Origin of the sequence: Spirosoma sp. SC4-14, assembly GCF_037201965.1 — a bacterium.
Taxonomy (GTDB): domain Bacteria; phylum Bacteroidota; class Bacteroidia; order Cytophagales; family Spirosomataceae; genus Spirosoma.
In genome coordinates this window covers 4655046-4674983 of record NZ_CP147518.1, presented here as the reverse complement: position 1 = coordinate 4674983, position 19938 = coordinate 4655046, and the positions used below count along the sequence as shown (strand labels likewise).

Annotated in this window: 16 protein-coding genes and 1 pseudogene; 4 read left to right on the top strand and 13 right to left on the bottom strand. The window is 51.8% G+C overall.

What is annotated here, in order from left to right; all coding sequences use genetic code 11:
• The first annotated feature begins 38 nt into the window (after nucleotides 1-38).
• Entirely contained in the window at nucleotides 39-5435 is a 5397-nt protein-coding gene (locus WBJ53_RS19040; protein ID WP_338869014.1) for an Ig-like domain-containing protein, read from the top strand.
• Between the two features lie 258 nt (nucleotides 5436-5693).
• Here WBJ53_RS19040 and WBJ53_RS19035 read toward each other — a convergent pair whose 3' ends face one another.
• The 4 genes from WBJ53_RS19035 to WBJ53_RS19020 all read right to left on the bottom strand — a co-directional run bounded on the left by WBJ53_RS19035 (nucleotide 5694) and on the right by WBJ53_RS19020 (nucleotide 8378).
• On the bottom strand, nucleotides 5694-5951 hold the full coding sequence (locus WBJ53_RS19035; RefSeq protein ID WP_338869012.1) for an integrase core domain-containing protein: 258 nt from the start codon (nucleotides 5949-5951) through the stop codon (nucleotides 5694-5696).
• A gap of 290 nt (nucleotides 5952-6241) precedes the next feature.
• Nucleotides 6242-6979: a DUF4386 domain-containing protein gene (locus WBJ53_RS19030; protein ID WP_338869010.1), complete on the bottom strand. Its 738-nt coding sequence runs from the start codon at nucleotides 6977-6979 to the stop codon at nucleotides 6242-6244.
• 32 nt (nucleotides 6980-7011) lie between these two features.
• Entirely contained in the window at nucleotides 7012-7674 is a 663-nt protein-coding gene (locus WBJ53_RS19025) for a hypothetical protein (protein WP_338869008.1), read from the bottom strand.
• A 125-nt stretch (nucleotides 7675-7799) separates the two neighbouring features.
• Nucleotides 7800-8378: a Crp/Fnr family transcriptional regulator gene (locus tag WBJ53_RS19020; protein ID WP_338869006.1), complete on the bottom strand. Its 579-nt coding sequence runs from the start codon at nucleotides 8376-8378 to the stop codon at nucleotides 7800-7802.
• 291 nt (nucleotides 8379-8669) lie between these two features.
• Here WBJ53_RS19020 and WBJ53_RS19015 point away from each other — a divergent pair, with 291 nt between their 5' ends.
• Both WBJ53_RS19015 and WBJ53_RS19010 read left to right on the top strand, forming a co-directional pair.
• Nucleotides 8670-9017 carry a transposase gene (locus WBJ53_RS19015; protein ID WP_338869004.1) on the top strand — a complete coding sequence of 116 codons (348 nt, stop codon included), beginning with the start codon at nucleotides 8670-8672 and terminating at the stop codon, nucleotides 9015-9017.
• Nucleotides 8936-9229 (top strand): annotated as a pseudogene (locus WBJ53_RS19010) (DDE-type integrase/transposase/recombinase); the annotation flags it as partial. The gene WBJ53_RS19015 and the pseudogene WBJ53_RS19010, both read left to right, overlap by 82 nt.
• A 446-nt stretch (nucleotides 9230-9675) precedes the next feature.
• Here the strand turns inward: WBJ53_RS19010 and WBJ53_RS19005 are convergent.
• The 3 genes from WBJ53_RS19005 to WBJ53_RS18995 are packed head-to-tail and all read right to left on the bottom strand — an operon-like array spanning nucleotide 9676 to nucleotide 11853.
• A complete protein-coding gene (locus tag WBJ53_RS19005) occupies nucleotides 9676-10071 on the bottom strand; it encodes a hypothetical protein (protein WP_338869002.1) in 396 nt (131 codons plus the stop codon).
• A 12-nt stretch (nucleotides 10072-10083) separates the two neighbouring features.
• Complete coding sequence (locus WBJ53_RS19000) at nucleotides 10084-10962, bottom strand: universal stress protein (RefSeq protein WP_338869000.1); 879 nt, start codon at nucleotides 10960-10962, stop codon at nucleotides 10084-10086.
• A gap of 21 nt (nucleotides 10963-10983) precedes the next feature.
• Nucleotides 10984-11853, bottom strand: coding sequence for a universal stress protein (locus WBJ53_RS18995; protein ID WP_338868998.1), 870 nt, complete (start codon nucleotides 11851-11853; stop codon nucleotides 10984-10986).
• Nucleotides 11854-12111: 258 nt separating this feature from the next.
• Here WBJ53_RS18995 and WBJ53_RS18990 point away from each other — a divergent pair, with 258 nt between their 5' ends.
• Nucleotides 12112-14736 carry a cation-transporting P-type ATPase gene (locus WBJ53_RS18990; protein ID WP_338868996.1) on the top strand — a complete coding sequence of 875 codons (2625 nt, stop codon included), beginning with the start codon at nucleotides 12112-12114 and terminating at the stop codon, nucleotides 14734-14736.
• A 294-nt stretch (nucleotides 14737-15030) separates the two neighbouring features.
• Here the strand turns inward: WBJ53_RS18990 and WBJ53_RS18985 are convergent, their stop codons facing one another.
• The 6 genes from WBJ53_RS18985 to WBJ53_RS18960 all read right to left on the bottom strand — a co-directional run bounded on the left by WBJ53_RS18985 (nucleotide 15031) and on the right by WBJ53_RS18960 (nucleotide 19591).
• Nucleotides 15031-15906, bottom strand: a complete 876-nt coding sequence (locus WBJ53_RS18985; protein WP_338868994.1) for a universal stress protein — start codon at nucleotides 15904-15906, stop codon at nucleotides 15031-15033.
• A gap of 100 nt (nucleotides 15907-16006) precedes the next feature.
• Nucleotides 16007-17032 (bottom strand): zinc-dependent alcohol dehydrogenase family protein, encoded by a 1026-nt coding sequence (locus WBJ53_RS18980; protein WP_338868993.1) that lies wholly within the window; start codon nucleotides 17030-17032, stop codon nucleotides 16007-16009.
• 96 nt (nucleotides 17033-17128) lie between these two features.
• The gene (locus WBJ53_RS18975) at nucleotides 17129-17497 is read right to left on the bottom strand and encodes a spore germination protein GerW family protein (RefSeq protein ID WP_338868992.1); all 369 of its coding nucleotides are present in this window, start codon (nucleotides 17495-17497) and stop codon (nucleotides 17129-17131) included.
• A gap of 592 nt (nucleotides 17498-18089) precedes the next feature.
• Nucleotides 18090-18446, bottom strand: a complete 357-nt coding sequence (locus WBJ53_RS18970; RefSeq protein WP_338868991.1) for a LytTR family DNA-binding domain-containing protein — start codon at nucleotides 18444-18446, stop codon at nucleotides 18090-18092.
• 377 nt (nucleotides 18447-18823) lie between these two features.
• Complete coding sequence (locus WBJ53_RS18965) at nucleotides 18824-19078, bottom strand: hypothetical protein (RefSeq protein WP_338868990.1); 255 nt, start codon at nucleotides 19076-19078, stop codon at nucleotides 18824-18826.
• A gap of 303 nt (nucleotides 19079-19381) precedes the next feature.
• Nucleotides 19382-19591 (bottom strand): hypothetical protein, encoded by a 210-nt coding sequence (locus WBJ53_RS18960; RefSeq protein ID WP_338868989.1) that lies wholly within the window; start codon nucleotides 19589-19591, stop codon nucleotides 19382-19384.
• Nucleotides 19592-19938: the final 347 nt, after the last annotated feature.

Below are 19938 nucleotides of genomic sequence, written 5' to 3'. Positions count from 1 at the left end.
TCGATTCTAAACAGTTCAACCTTTCCTTTATTTTACTGATGAAAACGACGATTCTGGGGATCGTGGCAGGGCTTATTATGCTCTGCTACCCCGCTCTCGCTCAACGCGACCCGCTCAAGTGGCCTTTCGCCAAAACGTCCATTTGGAACATTCCTATTCACAACAATGCTGTTTATGCTCCTGCTGGGATTCAGGATGCAACTTACTTTGAGGCCGATGAAGACGTTGTGATCTTTCGGCCTAATGAGCCGTTGATGAATGTAGAAACCAACTACGCTGGCTGGTCGGGGCAGGACCGTTGTCCGGTGCAGGGACCTACGCTGTTTTCCGCTCCTATCCCCACCAACTTTATCTATGATAAGAATGTATGGGTTGGCAAAACCCCCAATGCGGGCGTAGCTATCCTACAACCCGATGGCAAAATCTGGCAGGCCCAGCCATTTGCCAAATGCGGAACCGACGTTGCTACTGCCCAATACAAATGGGACCCCAGCGGCTGTGTGCTCACGGGCGAGTGTATCCAGGGCGCGCATGGCGGCAGCCATCTGTCCGCCATTGGCGGCACCATTCGAGTCGGGGAATTTACGTCGGGCAAGATTCCGCATGTGATCAAGCTTAACCTGTTTGGTAAAGAAAATTTTTACCATGATGCTACTGGTGGCTATCGCTGGCCAGCGACAAATCAGGACGGCGGCTACAATGATCCGACGGCCTACAACTATTACGGCGGAACCAACCCGGAGATGAAAATAGGGGCACTGTTAGCCCTAAATAAAGACGTAGTGCTCAACAGTGTGAGCGATAATAGCCTGGGCTTGAAAACGCAGGCGGGGCTGATTCTGGCTCGTACCCTGCGCGACTACGGCGGCTATACCGTCGATAATACAGCGGGTGATACCTATGCTTTCGTTACCGAAACAGGCCCTGAAGGGTCGGTACGTAATGAGTTCAAGCAGCTCTACGGCTATGATATAAACGGGGGGTTAGGCACATCTGACTGGGCGAATGACATCAAGCTCCTGTACAAAAACCTTTATGTCATCACCAACAACTTAGAAGGTAATCCGGGCGGTGGCCCGATCAGTGACCTAACCAATCGTCGGGCACCAGCCGCGCCCGACTTCTCGCCTGCTCAGACCTTCAAAATCATGCCTTTAGGGGATTCAAAGACGGAAGGGGGTGGGGGCGGTAATACGCAGAATAGCTGGCGGGGGTATTTGCGTACCCGGCTGATCCGAAACGGCTATAAACTGGATTATGTGGGCGACCGTCAGAACTACGCCGAGGGCGATACTATTCCTAACGATAAGGACCATGCTGGTCACGGGGGCTACACCATTGGTCCTGACACGCAAACTTTTTGTTCTACCTGCGAAACCACCGGATTATATGAGCATATTCAGGACTACCTGCCCCAGGCCAATCCGGATATTGTGCTGCTGGCCATTGGTATTAATGACATGTTTGGTGCTGATGCCCATCCGCCCGGCTACATGGCGTCGGCTCCGCAACGCTATCAGGATCTGGTTAATAAGATTCTGCAACTCAAGCCGGGCGTCCGGTTGATTTTAGGAACAATCGAGCCAGTCAAATGGGATAAAAACTGGGGCAGTAACCCCAGCGACAAGAGCCTGGGAGCACTCAATGCCAAGATTCGGGAAATTGCCAACGCTAGCGACACGGATAATATCTATCTGGCTGATATTTATCAGAAAATGTACGCTACCTGGGATCCTGGTGATTACTTCGACGATCTTCACCTGAGCAAACAGGGAGCTACTAAAGACGCGAATGCCTGGTTTGATGCACTTGTGCCGATTCTGAACAATACGCCTGCCAACGTTGCCCCCGCCATAACGCTGACTTCGCCGGTCCAGAGCGCCACCTTTTCCGCTCCGGCTACCATCAATTTCGAAGCAACGGCCAACGATTCGGACGGGAGTGTGACTAAGGTTGAGTTTTACAACGGTTCAGCGAAAATAGGAGAGGCTACTGCATCTCCCTTTCGCTATACCTGGAATGATGTCGATGAAGGTACCTATCTACTTAAGGCCGTTGCTACCGATAATCTATACGCTACGGCAGCGTCGGCCATTGATACGGTTACGGTCAAGTCGACGGATGGTTATGTGAAGTTTACCGGAACGGGCATCGGCTCACCGGGTTCGTACGAGAATAACGGCAAGACGTTTGCCAAGGCTCTGGACGGTGATCTGACAACCTATTTCGACGGGGCCTCGGCCTCAGGACAGTGGGTTGGGTTGGATATGGGGATAGCCAAAACCGTCAGAAAAGCGCGCATTGTACCCCGTACAGCCTGGGCGTTGCGAATCGTTGGCGGTAAAATACAGGGGTCTAATTCACCTGATTTCTCGAATGCGGTAGACCTATATACTTTTACCCAAACACCGATTGAAGGGTTTTATACCACGGCTCGTTTTGCCACCACGGGTTTGTATCGCTACTATCGTTTTCTATCGCCCAATAACGGGTATGGCAACATCAGTGAGCTGGAATTCTGGGGAAATCCGAACGACCCAACGAATCAGGTACCGGTTTGTAAGATCGACTCAACGCTCAATAATACCCGTCTCGCGCCGGGGGCCAGCCTTACCCTAACGGCCTCGGCCAGCGATCCCGATGGAACCATAACGAAAGTGGAGTTCTTCAGCGGCACGGCTCTCATTGGTACATCAACGGCCGCCCCTTACCAGTATGTATGGACAAATCTGTCCGTTGGTACGTACTTCGTTACGGCGAAAGCAACCGACAACGCGGGTGTCAGCAAAACGTCTGACGCGGTGAAAATTACCGTCGATAATTTAGGGTCCGATGTGCTGTACGCTGAGGACTATAATACGAATACGGCCGTTGGCTGGGTAGCCAATGGGGGCACTTGGACAGCCACCAATCAACGCTACGAAAGCACGAACACCAATGGAGAATTTACCTCGTTCTACAATGGAGCCTCCTTTTCGAACTACTCCTATGCGGTGGATGCCACGGCCAGTTGGGATAACAATATCGGGGTCGTATTCAATTACCAGAATACCAATAACTACTACCTGCTCACCTTCAATTCGAAGGCAAAAACAGTCGACTTGAAGAAAAAGGTGAACGGTACACTGACGACCATAGCCTCTACAACGTTTACCGGCGGAGGCACAGGCACCAGTCACGCGATTTTGATCACCAATACCGGTGGCACAACCACGGTTAAAATCAATGGTAACACGGTTTTCAACAATGTAGCTACGACCGACTTTACGAGTGGTAAGATTGGCCTGTACTCGTTCTATTGCCCTTCGCGCTTCGACAATGTTGTTGTTCGGTCGGTCGGCACTCAGTCGGCGCCGACGGTCGCGCTAACCAGCCCGGTAGCCAGTGCCACTTTTACGGCTCCGGCTACTATCACGCTAACGGCTTCGGCCAATAGTACCGGTGGCAGCATCAGTAAGGTGGAGTTCTACAACGGCACTACGTTACTCGGCTCTGCTACCACTAGTCCCTACTCGTTCGCATGGAGTAATGTAGCAACCGGCACCTATGCGCTGACGGCCAAAGCAACCGACAATAGCGGAGCAGTCGTTACGTCGTCGGTGGTATCGATTACAGTGGGTACGGCTACGGTACAGGAATCCATTGCGTTCAACAAACCGCCAATGGTGGTCAATCCGGGCCAATCCTACACGGTGAATGTCAATTATACGGCGGCCGCCAATCGTATTATCGACGTGTACCTCTTCAACAGCCAATGGCAAACCATTACGTCTAAGAATGTGCAGGTTAGCGCTGGTTCGGGAACGCAGGCCATTACGCTTACCATTCCGGCAGGTGCGGCTCCGATTAAGGGAGGGAACTGGTCGGTAAATTTATGGAAAAGCGACTGGTCGTCCGCTGTCAAGTCGAACTTGGTTTCAGGCGTTCGTGTCAATGCCCAGCCAACGGTTAATCTGACATCACCCGTGGCAAGCACGACATTCACGGCAGGAACCGCGGTTGAGTTAGCCGCCACGGCGAATGACGCTGACGGAACGGTAAGCAAGGTGGAGTTTTACAATGGAACTACGTTGCTCGGCTCTGCCACTACGTCTCCCTATGCATTTACGCTAACCAACGTATCGGCCGGTACGTACACACTGACGGCAAAGGCCGTTGACAATGACGGCCTGGCGGCTACATCGACTGCTCTTACCATCGACGTAAAGGCTGCGCCATCAGCTATGGTAAGAGTACTGCACAAGGATGCAGATAATGTCGTTGCGAACAACGTGATTAAGCCGACTCTTCAGGTTCTTAACGAAGGGGATGCGCCGTTAGTATATGGCCAGTTGACCCTCCGCTATTGGCTAACAGCCGAAAATTTTGCCCCGCTTTCTACGCTACCCGTTTATTACGCCCAGATTGGGAATAATAAAATTCGGGTGAAGTACGTGGCGCTGGACAAACCCCGGCAGGGCGCATGGGGCTACGTTGAGTACAGCTTTGATGAGTCGGCAGGTCAGTTGATGCCGGGTGCTAATTCGGGTGAAATTCAGAGCGGCATTGCTAAGCAGAACAACACAGACTTCAACGAAGCCGACGATTACTCCTACGCCAATGCGCAAAACCTGACGGCAAATGATCATATCACAGCGTATATCAATGGGCAATTAGCCTGGGGGACCGAACCAACTGAGGTTGCTGTTCAACAACGCCTGACGGTATACAACCAGAACCGGACCAACGGTGCTAACACTATCAATACGTATCTACAGGTACGCAACGAGGGCAACGTGCCGGTGAACTACCAGGATGTTAAGGTACGGTATTACCTGACGGCCGAAGGCAATCCGGATAAACTCCGGTTCTACCTGGATTATGCGCTGCTGGGTAACGCGAACGTTACCGGTCAGTTTGTCAAACTAAACCCGGTTCAAACCAACGCCGACGCCTATCTGGAGCTTAGTTTCAACGCTAATCTGGGCGCCCTTTATCCCGCCAGCAGCACGGGCGATGTTCAATACCGGGTAGCTAAAGACGACTGGACTGACTTCAACCAGAGCAACGACTATTCCTATCTGGCAGGAACAAACTGGCTTGAAAACAACCAGACAGTGATTTATCTGGCTGGTCAGCGGGTTTGGGGGCAGGAACCTGGCAGTGGCGCACGTGTGGCCGCTGAGGCCGAAATTCCCTTCCAGGTAACGGTACTGGGCAACCCAGTGAGTGGTCCGGAAGTAGCGGTTGAAGTGCAGGGCGCTGGAGGCCAACCCTTGCGTATTCAACTGACTGATACGAAAGGAACGCTGTTGAGCAACCAGCTTATTGAACAGGCTACATCAACCGAACAAGTTAGGGTATCCTTAGGTCAGACTCCTACGGGTATACTATTACTTCGCGTCAGTACTCCTTCGCAAAACAAAACAGTGAAGATCCTGAAAGAGAATCCTTGACAGAATGCATAGACTGCTCTAATTCATTCATGGTAACGTGAGCCATCCCGAACTTTATTTGGGTGGTTAAAAGAAGAACCTCTTTTCTTAAGTTTTGAACATTATTGCAATGTCAAAACCAGAAAAGAGGTCTTTTTTTAGGACATGTCCTCAAAAAGAATACTTGGCCCAATTGAGCGTATGCTACGGATTGAGTTGGACAGTTATTAAAATTAGCGGAAAGCGCACTCATATTGTACATTTCCGTACCGTACTTTTTTATAAGGGTACCAGTGCATCGGCGCTCCGACGAAGCTTGGACTTTCGCTTACGTTGATGCATATGATGGGGCGTCAAATAATTTAGCAATGCATGCGGGCGAACCGTATTATACGCATTAATCGCCCTTTCAATCGCTTCTTCGGCTGCTGAAAAAGAAGAAAAACCACGAGCCAACTTACAATCATCTTTTAAGGGGCGAAGTACCCGTTCAGCCATCGCATTCTCATTGGGGTCGCCTGACTCGGTCATGCTCATAATGGCAACGGCGGACCGTGATGTTTAGGATACAAAAGGGGAAGTAAACGGTAGCGAAAGTAATTGCAGTTGAGACGGCGTAGTTCCGTCATCGAGATGCCCGGAGTTTCTTCAAGCTCGGAGGCCTGGACTCGTTCGGCCCGACAGGCTTCGAGGACCTTCTAGCGGAACAGGTGTCAAGTTTTCTTTTTCTTATAGCCTGATAAATCATTAAGATGCGTATTCATATTGGTTTTTGACTAGATTTTCCAGTAGCATACGTTTCCGCAACATCATCGTCATTGGACAGTTTATTGACGCCCATGCTGTACAGCCAGCACCAGCATCCAGACTGACCAGAGCGTATTGGCGATAAAGTTGAGCAGGCCAAACAATCCGGCCTGTGCCGTACCAAAATGCTCGGCTATGCTGACCATAATCAATCCACCAATCAGAATGCCTGATGCACTAAACCAGCGGGCAAACCGGTTGGGCCGTGGTAACATGAGCGCCAGACAGATTGTCCAGCCGCCCATTGCCAGAAATCCCAGGTGTTCGCCAATGGTCATGCCTGCGTATCGGTTCAACGTGTCGTACAGCAGACTGATGGAGTCGCGCAGGGTTGGGTTGGCTGTAGCCTGTTCGTAAGCATCGGCCAGATAAGGCACCGCAAACAGCCAGCGACTGAAACCAATGGTCTGAAACAGCGCGGTGGCTACCCCTAACCCGACCAGCAGATTGCCTGCAGTCTGCGTTGCCGATGCGCTCAATTGCCTGCGCAACAATATCGACATCGGCAGGTAAAGCAACCCCGACAGCATAAAAACGTAGTACGCCGGTACAATCACGGACTGATTAGCCGCAAATAGCGGCAGGGCTACGCTGGCCGGTTCGCGCAGGATATCGGGAAAGTGGAAGCGGGCAGACAATACACTCACCGGAGCCAGTACAGTAATCAGTTCAGTAATGAGCAGGCCTACAAGCCACTGCTTCGTGACGAAGCGCCCGTAGCGCACAGCCTCAGTGGATACATCGAGCGTTGGCTGCATAATTATTGGGTTTTGACGTGAGAAAGGAACGGTTAAAAACCCAGACCAACATTCAGGCTGACGTGACTGTTGCGAAAAGGCTGGTTTTCGCCAACGCCCGTTACATCGCCCCGCCGGTTTGAAGTTTCGTATTCCAGGTCAATGTTGACAGCCGCTCGTTTTTTGAAGGCAGGAATCGAATAACCCACTCCCGCCAGCAGCGTGGTTCCTATAGCAAACTGATGGTCGTAGGTGCGGGTCTTGTTGTACTTCATTTTTTCGGTCATCTGCCCGATACCGAAGCTGCTTTTCACGTTGAAGCCTTTATTGAACACCCGGCTGAGTGGATAGTACCGCGCTCCAACGCCCACGTGGTAGTAGTTGTACAGATAGGTTTCGTCATTGCCCCCGTTGTTGGGCGTCGCGAAAAAGCCTTTTATACCCGTGCCCACGCCCAGCCCTTTCCAGCGGGCGGGAGCTACGTAGAACCAGGTCGTCAGGGTGTTGCCCTGGTTGCGCCCGAAGCCGCGTCCGTCGTTAAGGGTTTCCTTTTGGGCTAGTGTACCGGAGAAGAACGTATTACCGTAGCCAATGCTAATGTTGCCGTAGATAGGCAGTTTCGCTGGCGCTGGTTCGGTGTTCTGAGCGCGACCTGTAGTTGCCAGAGAGAAGAGAGCTGCGGTGCCCAGCGGCAGTAAAATACGAGACGTTTTCATGAAATTTGTCAGTTAGTTTTTGTGATTGAACTATGTGACAAAGTTGCACCCTGGCTTGAGCCGACCGCCTTGACTCTGGTTAGGTACGTCAGCTACTTACTTGATTTGAGTTAAGAAAAGACAATTTACCGACCATCGGCCAGCCGTTTGCGGATACGCGATAGACTTTCAGGCTTGATGCCGAGATAGGAGGCAATGTGATGCAGTGGAATCCGCTCGATGACTTTGGGGCGCTCACGCATCAGTTTGAGGTAGCGTTCTTCGGGCGTATCAAACAACAGCGAGGCCGTCCGGTATTGCGAACCGATGACCACATTTTCAGCCAGTTTCCGTCCGAAGCGCTCGAATTTGGGAATCTCGTCGTACAGTTTCTGCATATCGTTGTATTGCATCACCAGTAGTTGGGAGTCTTCCAGGGCGTCGATGTATTGTATGGCAGGCTGGCCCGTCAGGAAGCTGTGGTACTCGCCGAGCCACGAGCCTTCAAAGAAAAACTGGCCATTAAACTCGTCACCGTCTTTGAGGTAGTAATACCGAAGGCACCCCTGATTGATGAAGGCAATCTCGCGGCACACCTCGCCAGCCCGCAGAAACGGCTCGTATTTGGTCAGCTTGCGTGGGGTCAGCAACGTCACGAAGTAGACAAACTCCTCACGGGTAAGGGGTAACAGACGCTCCAGGCTATTTTTGAGTTGGTCGAACATGGGCCCAAGCTACAAATTTTGTCTGAGTAAGCTAATATCTTCTCAGATGCACGGACGCCGGAATTTTGTCGATATAATTTGCGCTCGTTGACTGCAATACTAACGAAAAGCAATGATCATCCTGATCTGTCAAAATCCTTTTACAGCGCTAAGCCTGTCGTTTGTACAAAGCAAAAACCTGAACTTGCTACATTTGACTGGAGACTTTTTTTAGGCAGATTTGGGGGACTAACTGCTTCGGCAGTCCGATCCAAGTTGATATGGTTAAACGACCGCAATGGCGGACCATGTATGTATGACGAAGCCTTCAAGGGAATGGCCCGCCCCGGCGTACCGGTCGAGTTGTTATATGCAAAAGGATCAATTCAGGATGCTGCTCGTGAATTAGGTATTGATCCTGGTCGAATCCGCAAATGGAGGCAACGCCATCAAAAAAATGATCAAATCCAGCCTGCTAATGCTACACTTTCTGATGAGCAGCAACAGATTAGAAGGTTACAGCGGGAGCTTAGAGAAGCTCAAATGGATCGGCCGGCCGAAGCCGCGCGACATACTAAGAGTTTTCAGCCGACAAGCCTAGTCAAAAGTGGGTGTCTGATATTACCTATATCCGGACCGGCGAAGGCTGGTTATACTTGACCGGTACGCCGGAGCGGGCTATTTTAGATTTAGCTGACAGGAAGGTGGTGGGCTGGGCGTTGAGTGATACGTTAAAAGCCGTTGATACCAGCATTGCGGCTTTTCAAATGGCTCTGAAAAATAGGCCGCTAGATGGTGAACTTATCGTTCATCGCTCCGGTGACCCGGTCAGACCGTGGGATTCAGTACGCCTGCACCGAATTTCGAGATGAGTTGAGTGGCTGGTCTGTTGAACAAAGTATGACCGGGCTGGCGTACCAGCCGAAAGGGAACTGCCGCGTCGGCGGTCCGATGGGACAATGCCGTGGCCGAAAGCTTTCGCTTCGGCGATCTGATTCAAGACGCTCAAGAGCGAACGGTCCGCCGTTGCGGTTGGTCAACCATGCTCGTTTTGAAACACGAGCAGCGGCCCGGTTAGCTACGTTCGACAGGGCTGCCTGAGCGGTACATTGAAGGTTGGTACAACGGCACAGGCCGCCCTGCGTCGACGGAAACATTCGGTGCTGGGCTACCGCACCCCCTGTGAACAGGAATCTTATTTTTTCACTTCCTCAATGGCTGCTTAGAAAATCTCCACTATACTATTGCCAGTCCATACAAAATCTGATCGCTCTAAGCAGCGATCAGATTTTTCATTAACAAGGGCTATATCAGGCAATCAGAACGTAGGGGTTGCAACCGTATACCGTCGTATCTCATTTTTGAACGCCCGGAAATCGGCATGAAAACTATCCATTTCTTCGCGTAGATACTGATGATCGAGCCGGGTGTCGGCATCGAGGACGTGGTCGGTGCGAACGCTCATGGCAACCTCTTTTTCGACCCCATCGATTTCTTCCATCAGCCGTTTGGTCAGCCGCCGGAAATGGTGGAGCTGACCGATTTCATGTTGCCAGTTTTCGATGGCCCGCTGGTTAGGATCAAGGTTTTCGTTGAGCGTACCAAGCAGGTCTTCCCAGAAATTGACTTCCTGAAGGGCTAATTCCAGCTCGCTATGCCAGATGCGGTGCAACAGATGAACGTCGGTAAGCTGACGATATTTTTCAGTTGTCATCGTAGTAAGGAGTTATAGGTAGGTGGTAAAGGGAACTCGATTGGCGGCTGAATCGTCAGATGCCGACGCAGCCGGAGCGTCGTAAAGCGTTAGCAGCGGTACGGTTGGTCGATAGGCTACAGCCCGACTAAGGCTCCGGTTGAAAATCACATCCATGAAACTCGTATGATGCGGTAACATTGCCAGCAGGTCGACGGTATGAACGGCAAGGTAATCCTGAATGCCATGTAACACATCGGTGTCATGAATGGTGTAGGTCTCGGAGGGGATGTTCTCGAAGGCGCTGAGTACATACTGCCGATTCGGTTCGGAGGCCAGCGTTTCCGGATGGTCGGTGTTTTCGATGGTCAGCAGGGTTAGCTCAGCCGCTTTCCGGCTGAGCAGATCGGTCAGGATCGTCAACGACTCTCTATTGTTGACAGAGGTATAATCGGTAGCCAGCACAGCGTGTTCTAGGGGGCGGATTGGCGCTGTGGCGGGCACCACGAGCACATTGGTGGTTGCCTGTCTGACCAGACCCGTTGCCACACTGCCAAAAAGCTGGCTGTTGCCCGACCCGCTGGCTCCCAGCACAACCAGATTGAAGAACTCTTCGCTCAGCAATTGCCTGACTGCACCAACCGGATCGCCCAGCATTACTTTAGTCGTATAGGTATGATATTCTGGTTCGGGCTGTTGCGTAATCGATTGCCTGAAGGTTTGCATACCAGCTTCTATGGCTCGCCGTCTTTCTTCCAGCAGCATAACACTGCTGTAATCGATTTCTGGCTCGACCAGATAGGTATTGAGCAGGCAGAAAGTAGCGGCAGTATCGGCAAAAAGCGCCTGGGTAAAGGCGATCGCGTGGCGGGAAGCTGCCGAAAAATCAGTCAAAAGCAGGATCTTATACATAGTGCTGTGTGGTTAGGGTGGCTATAGGGCATAGTCCAGATTGGACAGATCGCTCATCGTATGCGCCTGATCGCTCAGCCCGTTGTCGTATAGGGTTAAGAGGGGAACCGGTGGTGCAAAGGCCAAAGACCGGGTCACGCTCGATCCGGTGAGTATATCAGTCCAGCCTTTGTGCCGCGGAATCATTACCAGCAGGTCGACCACATGACCGTCGAGGTAGGTGTCGATTCCCTGTCGGACATTGGGAGCCTGTATACGCGCTACCGTCGGAATGACGGGCGTAAGGTATTGCCGCAGGCAGGTTTCGCGCTCGGGGTGAACATTCTTCCGGCCGGGAGTATCGATCATCAGCAGCGTTAGCTCAGCCTCTTTCTGAATCACCATATCCTTCACGGGAGCCAGCAGGTTGCAGCCTTTCTGGTTTCGCACATCGGCCGCCAGCACAATATGCCGAACCGGTTGCGGCACAGAATCACTCGGAACAATCAGGACATTGGTTTGTAATTGCCGAACCAGCGTTGTGGCACTATTGCCAAACAGAACGTTTGTTCCTTCTTTTTTTGAACCCAGCACCACAAGGTCAAAAGCATCTTCGTCCAGCACCGATTGTACGGCATCGAGCAGGGTGCCGGGCAACGCAGTTGAGCGAAAGGTATGCGTAGCCAAAACGGGCTGCGTGCGCATAGTTTGAGCCAGTTCCTGCAACGAATCGGTGAAGGCCGTGCAGGCGGTTTCTTTAACATGTTTTTGCCCATAAAACCCGTCGGGCTCAATAGGGTAGACACACAGCAGATGAAAATCAGTGTCTGTATCGGCAAACAGACTTCGGGTGAACCGAAGCGCATTGTGTGAGGCTTCCGAAAAGTCGGTCAGAACAAGTACCTTTTTCATAAGTTGTTTGGGTGTTGGCTGTTAGGAATGGATGAGTGGGCAGGGCTTGTTAAGTCTAATCGCCAGTAACCCGCATCCAGTACGTGACGTCTATCGACAGAACAAAGTTTATCGATAGACGGGGCGCAGGGTATGACGGCTGTCAGCAACTTGTCTGATTGAATTCAGTTGTGATTTTAAGATGAAGATTAAAAAAGGATTAAAGCAAATTGTGCACCTTTGTAGCTTCTGCTCAACAGGTATTAACACGCTGGTCTGATGCCGCCACACACTACGGATTCATTACTGCCAGCCACCGACCCGGCTACAGGACTTTCGGCTGCCGAAGCCCGGCAGCGTTTGATCTACTACGGTCCTAATGCCCTCGACGCTACTAAGCCCGAAAGCTGGTTTGCCGTCTTTTTTCGTCAGTTCAGGAGCCTCATCGTTGCCATACTGGCACTGGCCGCCGGTTTGTCGTTTGTGCTCAACGATTCGCTGGAAGGCTGGGCCATCCTGGTCGTACTGGCAATCAATGCCCTGACGGGGTTTGTATTGGAATGGAATGCCAGTCGGTCGATGCAGGCACTACGCCAGTTGGATACGGCCCCGGCGCGGGTCATGCGCGCGGGGCAGGTACAGGAAATTTCGTCAGAAGCGATTACGGTTGGCGATCTGCTCCTGGTCGAAGCGGGCGATCTGGTTATGGCCGATGCCAGACTGATAGAGGTCCATCAACTTGAAGTCGACGAATCGACGCTGACCGGCGAGTCATTGCCCGTTGCCAAAACAACAGCGCCAACCCCAACGGAGGCCCCATTAGCCGAAAAACATAATCAATTGTTTAAAGGAACAGCCATTACGGCAGGCACTGGCCGGGCTCTTGTTGTGGCCATTGGTAGCCAGACAGAACTGGGCAGGATCAGTCAACTCGTTGAAGGGGCCGAACGCAGTGCAACACCGCTGGAAAAAAAACTCGACGGCTTGTCCCGGGTGCTTATCGTTATCACGCTGGCCTTATCGGTGCTGTTTGTAATTGCCGGGTTAGTGCGTGGGCAGGCCGTTGTGCAACTGATCGAAACATCGGTTGCGCTGGCTATTGCAGCCATACCGGAGGGAATGGCTGTTGTGGCAACAATTGCCCTGGCCTATGGAATGATGCGGCTCGCTCAGAAAAAAGTGCTGGTGAAACGGCTGGCGGCTGTTGAAACGCTGGGTGGAACCAATGTGATCTTTACCGACAAAACCGGAACGCTGACCGAAAACCGGATCGACGTATTCAGCCTGCAATTGCCGGGTCCAGAGCAGGATGTGTATCTGGAGCTGAATCCGGCAAACACCTCCAGTACGACTATCCCGAAATCGACTGAACTGGATCGGCTCCTGGTGCTGGGGGTATTGTGCAATAATGCTGAGGTAGGGGGTGAGGGCGAGTCGTTTCGGGAAATTGGTGACCCCATTGAAGTCGCGTTGCTGAAATTCGCTATCCGTGCAGGAAACCACCCTACTACCTTGCGCACCGATTATCGGCGGCTGGCCGAGCAGGCATTCAGCGCCGATACGCGGCTGATGGCGACTCTCCACCAACGTCCGACAACCTACCTCGTTGCGGTGAAAGGCGCTATTGAAGAAGTGATGGCGCGTTGTCCGGCACTGACCGATGAGCAGCGGGACCGGCAGAACCTGCGGGCCAGCCAGATGGCACAAAGCGGTCTTCGTACACTGGCTTTCGCCTATAAGGAACTGAACGACCAACCCGATGAGGCTACCTTTGCGGATGCCGACCTGGTCTATGCCGGGCTGATCGGTTTTCTGGACCCACCCCGGCTACCGGTTACGTCGGCGCTGGAAGCGTGTCGAAAAGCCGGTATACGGGTCATTATGGTTACCGGCGACCATCCGGCTACGGCACTCACCATTGCCCGGCAGGTGAAACTTGTGCGGGCCAATGAGGCTCTGGTCATGACCGGGAACGAACTTCGGCCACTGGACCAACTCACCGAAAGCGATCGGGCGAAACTGCTTCAATGCCGGGTCTTTGCGCGGGTTAGCCCGGCTCAGAAACTGGCCCTGATCGATTTCTACCAGCAGCATGGAAATATTGTTGGCATGACCGGCGATGGCGTCAATGATGCGCCCGCCCTGAAAAAGGCCGATATTGGTATTGCCATGGGACTACGGGGAACTCAGGTAGCCGCCGAAGCCGCCGACCTGATTCTGAAGGATGACTCCTTTGCGTCGATTGTGCGGGCTATAGGGCAGGGGCGGGTTATTTTCGAGAATATCCGAAAGTTCGTCGTTTTTCTGCTGTCCTGTAACCTGAGCGAAATTTTTGTGGTGGCCGTGGCGGGGGTAGTGGGTCTGGGCAATCCTCTGTTGCCGTTGCAGATTCTGTTTGTCAATATTGTTACGGATGTATTCCCGGCACTGGCGCTGGGCGTTGGTCGCGAAAATGGTGTTCTGATGCAGCAGCCTCCGCGCGACCCGAAGAGCCCACTGCTGAATCGGGCCGACTGGCAACGGATTGTTCTGTACGCTATTGCGATCACCGTAGCCGTGTTGGGTACCTATGCCTACGCCCGCTGGGTGTGGCATTATAGCGAATCGGCGAGCAGAACGTTAACCTTCTACGCGCTTTGCTGGGCGCAGTTGCTGCACGTATTTAACCTGTATTCGGGGCGCAACGCTTCGCTGCTGGTCAATGAAATAACCCGAAACCGCTATATCTGGCTGGCGTTACTGTTGTGTGTCGGGCTGATGGTGCTTACTTATGCTGTGCCGCTGTTTCGGAAAGCACTGGCTATCCAGCCCTTCGATGCGCAGGCGCTGCTGCTCCTGATTCTGTCGGGAGTTGTGCCAATCGTGCTTGTCCGGCTTGTCAGAAACGTATTCCGGCTCGACTAGCAAAAGAAACCCCGTGGCAAACTGCCACGGGGTTATCTGAACCCTGCATGTGTTTATTACTCAACCAGAATCGCTTTACTTCCTCTCGCTTAGGCGTGTTTTCCGTGGCTATCGTTACGAATCGACATCACCCCGGTTGAGGGGTGTCTATCGACCGTTTCGGCCTCTAGCCAGACGTATGTTTGACTCCTTTGCAAACCTACCCGCAAACGGCAGGAAAGCCTATGTCGGCGGTCAGTTGCCGGGGTGATTATTGTCAGTTTGCGTTTTGAACAACGAGCCATGTCCTGCTCTTCAGAAAATGACCTCCCCTTTCAGGCTATGCTGGAGGAGGGTAGGGGCTACGGCCTCGGTTTCGTCGCTGACCAGTACTGCCAGCGGAACCATCGGTTTATAGGCTAACTGACGTGTTGTACTGCGGTTCAGGAGTAGGTCGATCAGCGAACGATGATGGCAAACCGTTACCAGCAAATCGACATAGTGCGATTCAAGGTAGTTTTCGATGCCATTCCGCAGGTCGGTATGCGATTCGATGGCTTCGGTTGTACTTAGTTCCTGAAACCCCGACTGAAAAGCCTGCCGAAGGGTTTTCGGAGGAGCCGATGTCAGCGTGTCTTTGGCCAGAATGGTCAGGAAGGTGAGCCGGGCATGATGGCGTTCGACCAGTTTATGGAGCGCATACCGGGCCGCACGAGCCAGCGGAGCATAATCGGTCGCAAAAACAGCATTGAGCAAGGGCAGGGGAGGAACCGTTGCCGGAATAACCAGTACGTTGCCGCGATTGGCCCGAATTACGGCCGTGGCGACACTCCCAAACGCAATGGCTTTTCCCGTTCCGGTTGCACCCAGTACGACCCAGTCGAATGGTTCGGCCCGAAGAAGCATATCGATCGCCAGTTCGGGAGTCGATGCCAGTGTAGCGGTGCGGAATCGGGAAGAAGCCGCGTTGGTATGGCGCTTAAGGTCGGCAATGAGTGTTTGTAGATTGGCTTCGCTCCGGCTCATCAGTTCGCCGTAGGCCGACCAGCCATCCGGCGAACTGATAAGCGATGTGCCAAGTGCCTGGAGCAGTACAAACTCGGTGTCGGAACCCGAAAAGGTATGCAGTGCATGTTGGATTGCATTGAGCGAGGCTTCCGAAAAATCGGTTGGGAGCAGGATCTTCGTCATGAGTATCAGAAATAGCGTTGCAGCAACAAACTACGTCTGCTTTCTTCGGATACACCATGACTTCCATTACCTCACCAACTGATTCCGCGCAGGTGTGGATTCACATTACCAGCACTTTCGCTCCACGGCTTTGTCCCTGTTTTATGGCCCACAAGGCTTCATTGGCCTGCGTGAGTGGGTAGGTCTGCACGGCCGATTTAATTGGAATCGTTGCCGCCAGGGTCAGAAAATTATGAACGTCGTCGCGGGTTACGTTGGCTACACTGACAATTTCTTTTTCCTGCCAGATATGATCGGCATAGTTTAGCGATAACAACGAATCCTTGTCGCGGTCTTCTTTTCGAATGGCGTTGATAACGAGTCGGCCACCGGGTTTCAACCGGCCAAGGGCTTCTACAATGGGTTTCCAGGCAGGCGTAGTATCGATAATGGCATCGAGCAGCACGCCCGGATCATCGCTGGTGTCGCCCGCCCAGACGGCCCCCAGCTCACGGGCAAACTGCCGTACGGACTCACTACGGGCAAACACATAGACTTCCGACTGCGGAAACTGGTGGGCCAGCAATTTCAGAACCAGATGGCCCGATGCCCCAAAACCAGTGAGGCCAATGCGCTGGCCATTGTGTAGATTGGTGAGCCGGAGCGATCGGTAGCCAATGGCGCCAGCACACAAGAGCGGAGCCGCCTGCGTATCGGAAAGATTGCCCGGAATAGGATAGGCAAACGCTTCACCGACAACCATATGGTCGGCATAGCCACCGTTCACATCGCGACCCGTTGCCCGAAACTGAGCGCATAGGTTCTCGTGGCCCGACCGGCAGAACGTACAATGACCGCAGGCCGAAAAAATCCAGGCAACTCCCACCCGATCGTCGATATGGAATCGGGTAACGTCTTTGCCCAGCGCATCGACACGGCCTACTACCTGATGGCCGGGTACGACGGGCAAATGAGGTGGAGCCGTACGCCCTTCAATCTCGTCAAGTTCGGTATGGCAAACCCCGCAGGCCGACACCCGTATCCGGATCTCGTGGGAATCGGGTGTCGGTATGGGCAGATCGGCCAGAATCAGGGGCGTATCGCCCTCCCGAAACGGGCCGGTTTGGGATAATAACATCGCTCGCATCGCTGAGTGGGTTTGGCTTCTGGTCTGGAGCGCCGGGTTTTATGGCAAGGACCATCGGGTTCCAGACCAGAAGTGTGGTGGGTGATTCGGTTGGTATTACCGGCGTCGTATGAGTCGGCTGAGGACAAAGCCCAGCGCTAGTCCGATGGCTATATAGCGTCTTTTGGCCAGCGGTATATAACGTGTGCCGGTAGCAGTTACTTCGTAAACACCAAGGGGTTTAATCATCAGACCGCCCCCAACGCCACCCCCTTCGCCCTGACCGCCTTCGGTGGGGTTGGTCGATGCTTTCGTGGAATGACCTTCTCCGTAGCCGCCACCGAACCCCACGCTCACGCTGGCAACGGGAATAATGGTTTTATCGGGGGTTACAATCGGGTCGCCGTACACCTTCTGCACGGAGGAGGTGCTGGTCAGATGCTCCGCCAGGTTCTGGAGCAATTGCTGGGTTGTCTGGATGCTCATGGTCGTAGGAGTTAGTTGATTGTTGAAACCCGTCGGGTGGGGAATACGCAAAAGCTGCTTAAGGGCGCTATCGGGCTGACAGGTAAACAGAATGAACGTAATGATTACTAATATAACCCAAACGACAGGATGCTGTTCAGAGAAACGCTAATTGCCGACTAATCAACGGCCATGCATAAACGGCAGAGGGAGGAAAAGGGGGAGCCAGGAAGGCAGACGCTAGCCTGTTCTCAATAACGTCGGTACGCGCCTGCACCACGGGTAAGGAAAAAGAGCGCACGGACGATCGGGTCTGCTAGTGGCACAGTAGCCCGCGCCCAGACCCATCGATAGCGGTTGTTTCTTCGCATCACCCGTTCATACGGCGATTGATCGGTCGGGGCAAAGTTGGTCCCTTTGGCCATGAACCAAAACGACGACCCTTAGGAACTGAATTGATTTTAATCAGCCGGGAAGCATTGAAAACGCAAAACGAACATTGTGGCCCGCTGTTGCGGTGCTGGCAAGTCTGAAGGGCGAATCGCGAACGATCCCATTGCTCCGTCGCTCATGCTGCCAGGCGAGTAAACCGGAGCCGCGCTGATCGGGTCGGTTAGGCCGATTGGCGAACGGGTTTGTTTTGATTGATCTGATTCATCCGATCGCGCACATCCTTAATGTTCCGACGCGAAACCTCCAGCCGCAGGCTATTGGTCATAACTACATAGCCAGATGGACGCTTACCCGTAATGAGGCTGTAGTGATGAATGTACTCGACATTGATCAGCGCGTTCTTATGAATGCGCAGCAGCGTAGGCCAGCGTTCGCTAAACCACTTAAGGGTACGACTCCGGAGCAGACAACTGCCGTTGACCAGATGCACGTAGCTATAATTAATGTCGGCCGTAATCGCAATTACTTGTTGGGGATCAAATTTATGGCGTACACCCGCGCCAGCATCCAGCTTCATAAATTAGGATAGTAAATAGGTTTGATCAGGAGTGGATTTCTCAAGTTAATACAGAATTATATATTCAGCGCAAGCCGTAAACGGCATACCGTCTTTTAATAATCCACGAATCAGGTATAGTTGATTGATTATTAGAAAGATAGGCCTGTAAATAAACTTTGTATTAAATAATGATTTTTAGATACTGATAACGATAAAATTAATATAAGTTACCGATTTTTAATTTTTTAAACATATAAATTCACTTATCCGAGCAGATTTTGCTGGCAAGTAAGTAGAGAGTGCAAGTATATTTATCTAAAAAAAACGGTACAGCCCTGGGTTTAGTCTAAGTCAATGAAACCGTCGGCATGGATACCATTGCCCTGACATCTGAATTAGTCGGTCAGCCAGCGGCTGCCGTATTTATCGATTGCCTTTTTGGCCATCGCAATTGAGCGCTTGACCCCATAGATCAGCTTGCTGTCGATACGCCTGATTTTGTAGACAGTTTGCTGGCCCTGTACAATGAAATCTGCGGTTGGCTCATCCCAGTTGCAAACGTCAATCTGGAATTCTTCTATGATAAACGATTTGTAGTGTTCAGGCATAAGGCAACTGGTTCCAGGGTCACGGACTAACGTGTAAAGCATACGGTGTGGAGTCGATATAAAGCTGGTTCAACATACTGATACGGTCTATTTTTTACCCCGGCGGGGTGTTCGTATTCTAGTAAAAAACGCATCCAGAACCCGTCCGGAGCCCCCGGAACTTAACCGCCCGACCTAAAAGGGATTGGCGAATGTTCTGAACGGGTTATACATGGTCATTGAGCCCGGTTAACCCGTTCCTTCTAACCACCATGCCTGGTAACCGAAAGGTAAGGGCAAAGAAACCGGTGCCAACGCTGATTTACAAACCTGTTTTAGCGATCGGTTAAGTCGTGATAACCGTGTTTATCTGGCACGCCAGCGCGCTCCGTTTTTGTCAATCGCTTTCCTGGCCGCTTCAACTGACCGTTTAACATCATAGACCAGATTTGATACGGAATCTTTTATTCTGTAAACTTTATGGATGCCAACTACATATAAGGTGTTGGTTTGTGAATTTAAAGTACAACTTTCAATGGTTTGGACTTCGATTGAAAAACCTTTATAGCTCATCATGGTAAGGATTTAAGTGCAGGTATATACGAGTCAGTCGATTTTTAGGATTTATGGATGAGCAACTTTTACGATTATAAAACGGAAAAGTTGCCTGAATAGGTCGGCCAACGTATGCCTTTCCATAAATTTAGACGCCTATAACCCGACTTTTATACCCAGATTTATTATATGGTATCCGAAAATAAGTTTACAAATAATAATAAAAGTAGAATTATTTATTGAATGATGAATGTGAAGCATAGGTAGATCGGTAATGTAATTTTTAATCTATTATGATAATATTTAGTTTATAAAAATCGATTATAGTATCTTTAAGTCACCATCATTAACCAATGATCGGTACTCAC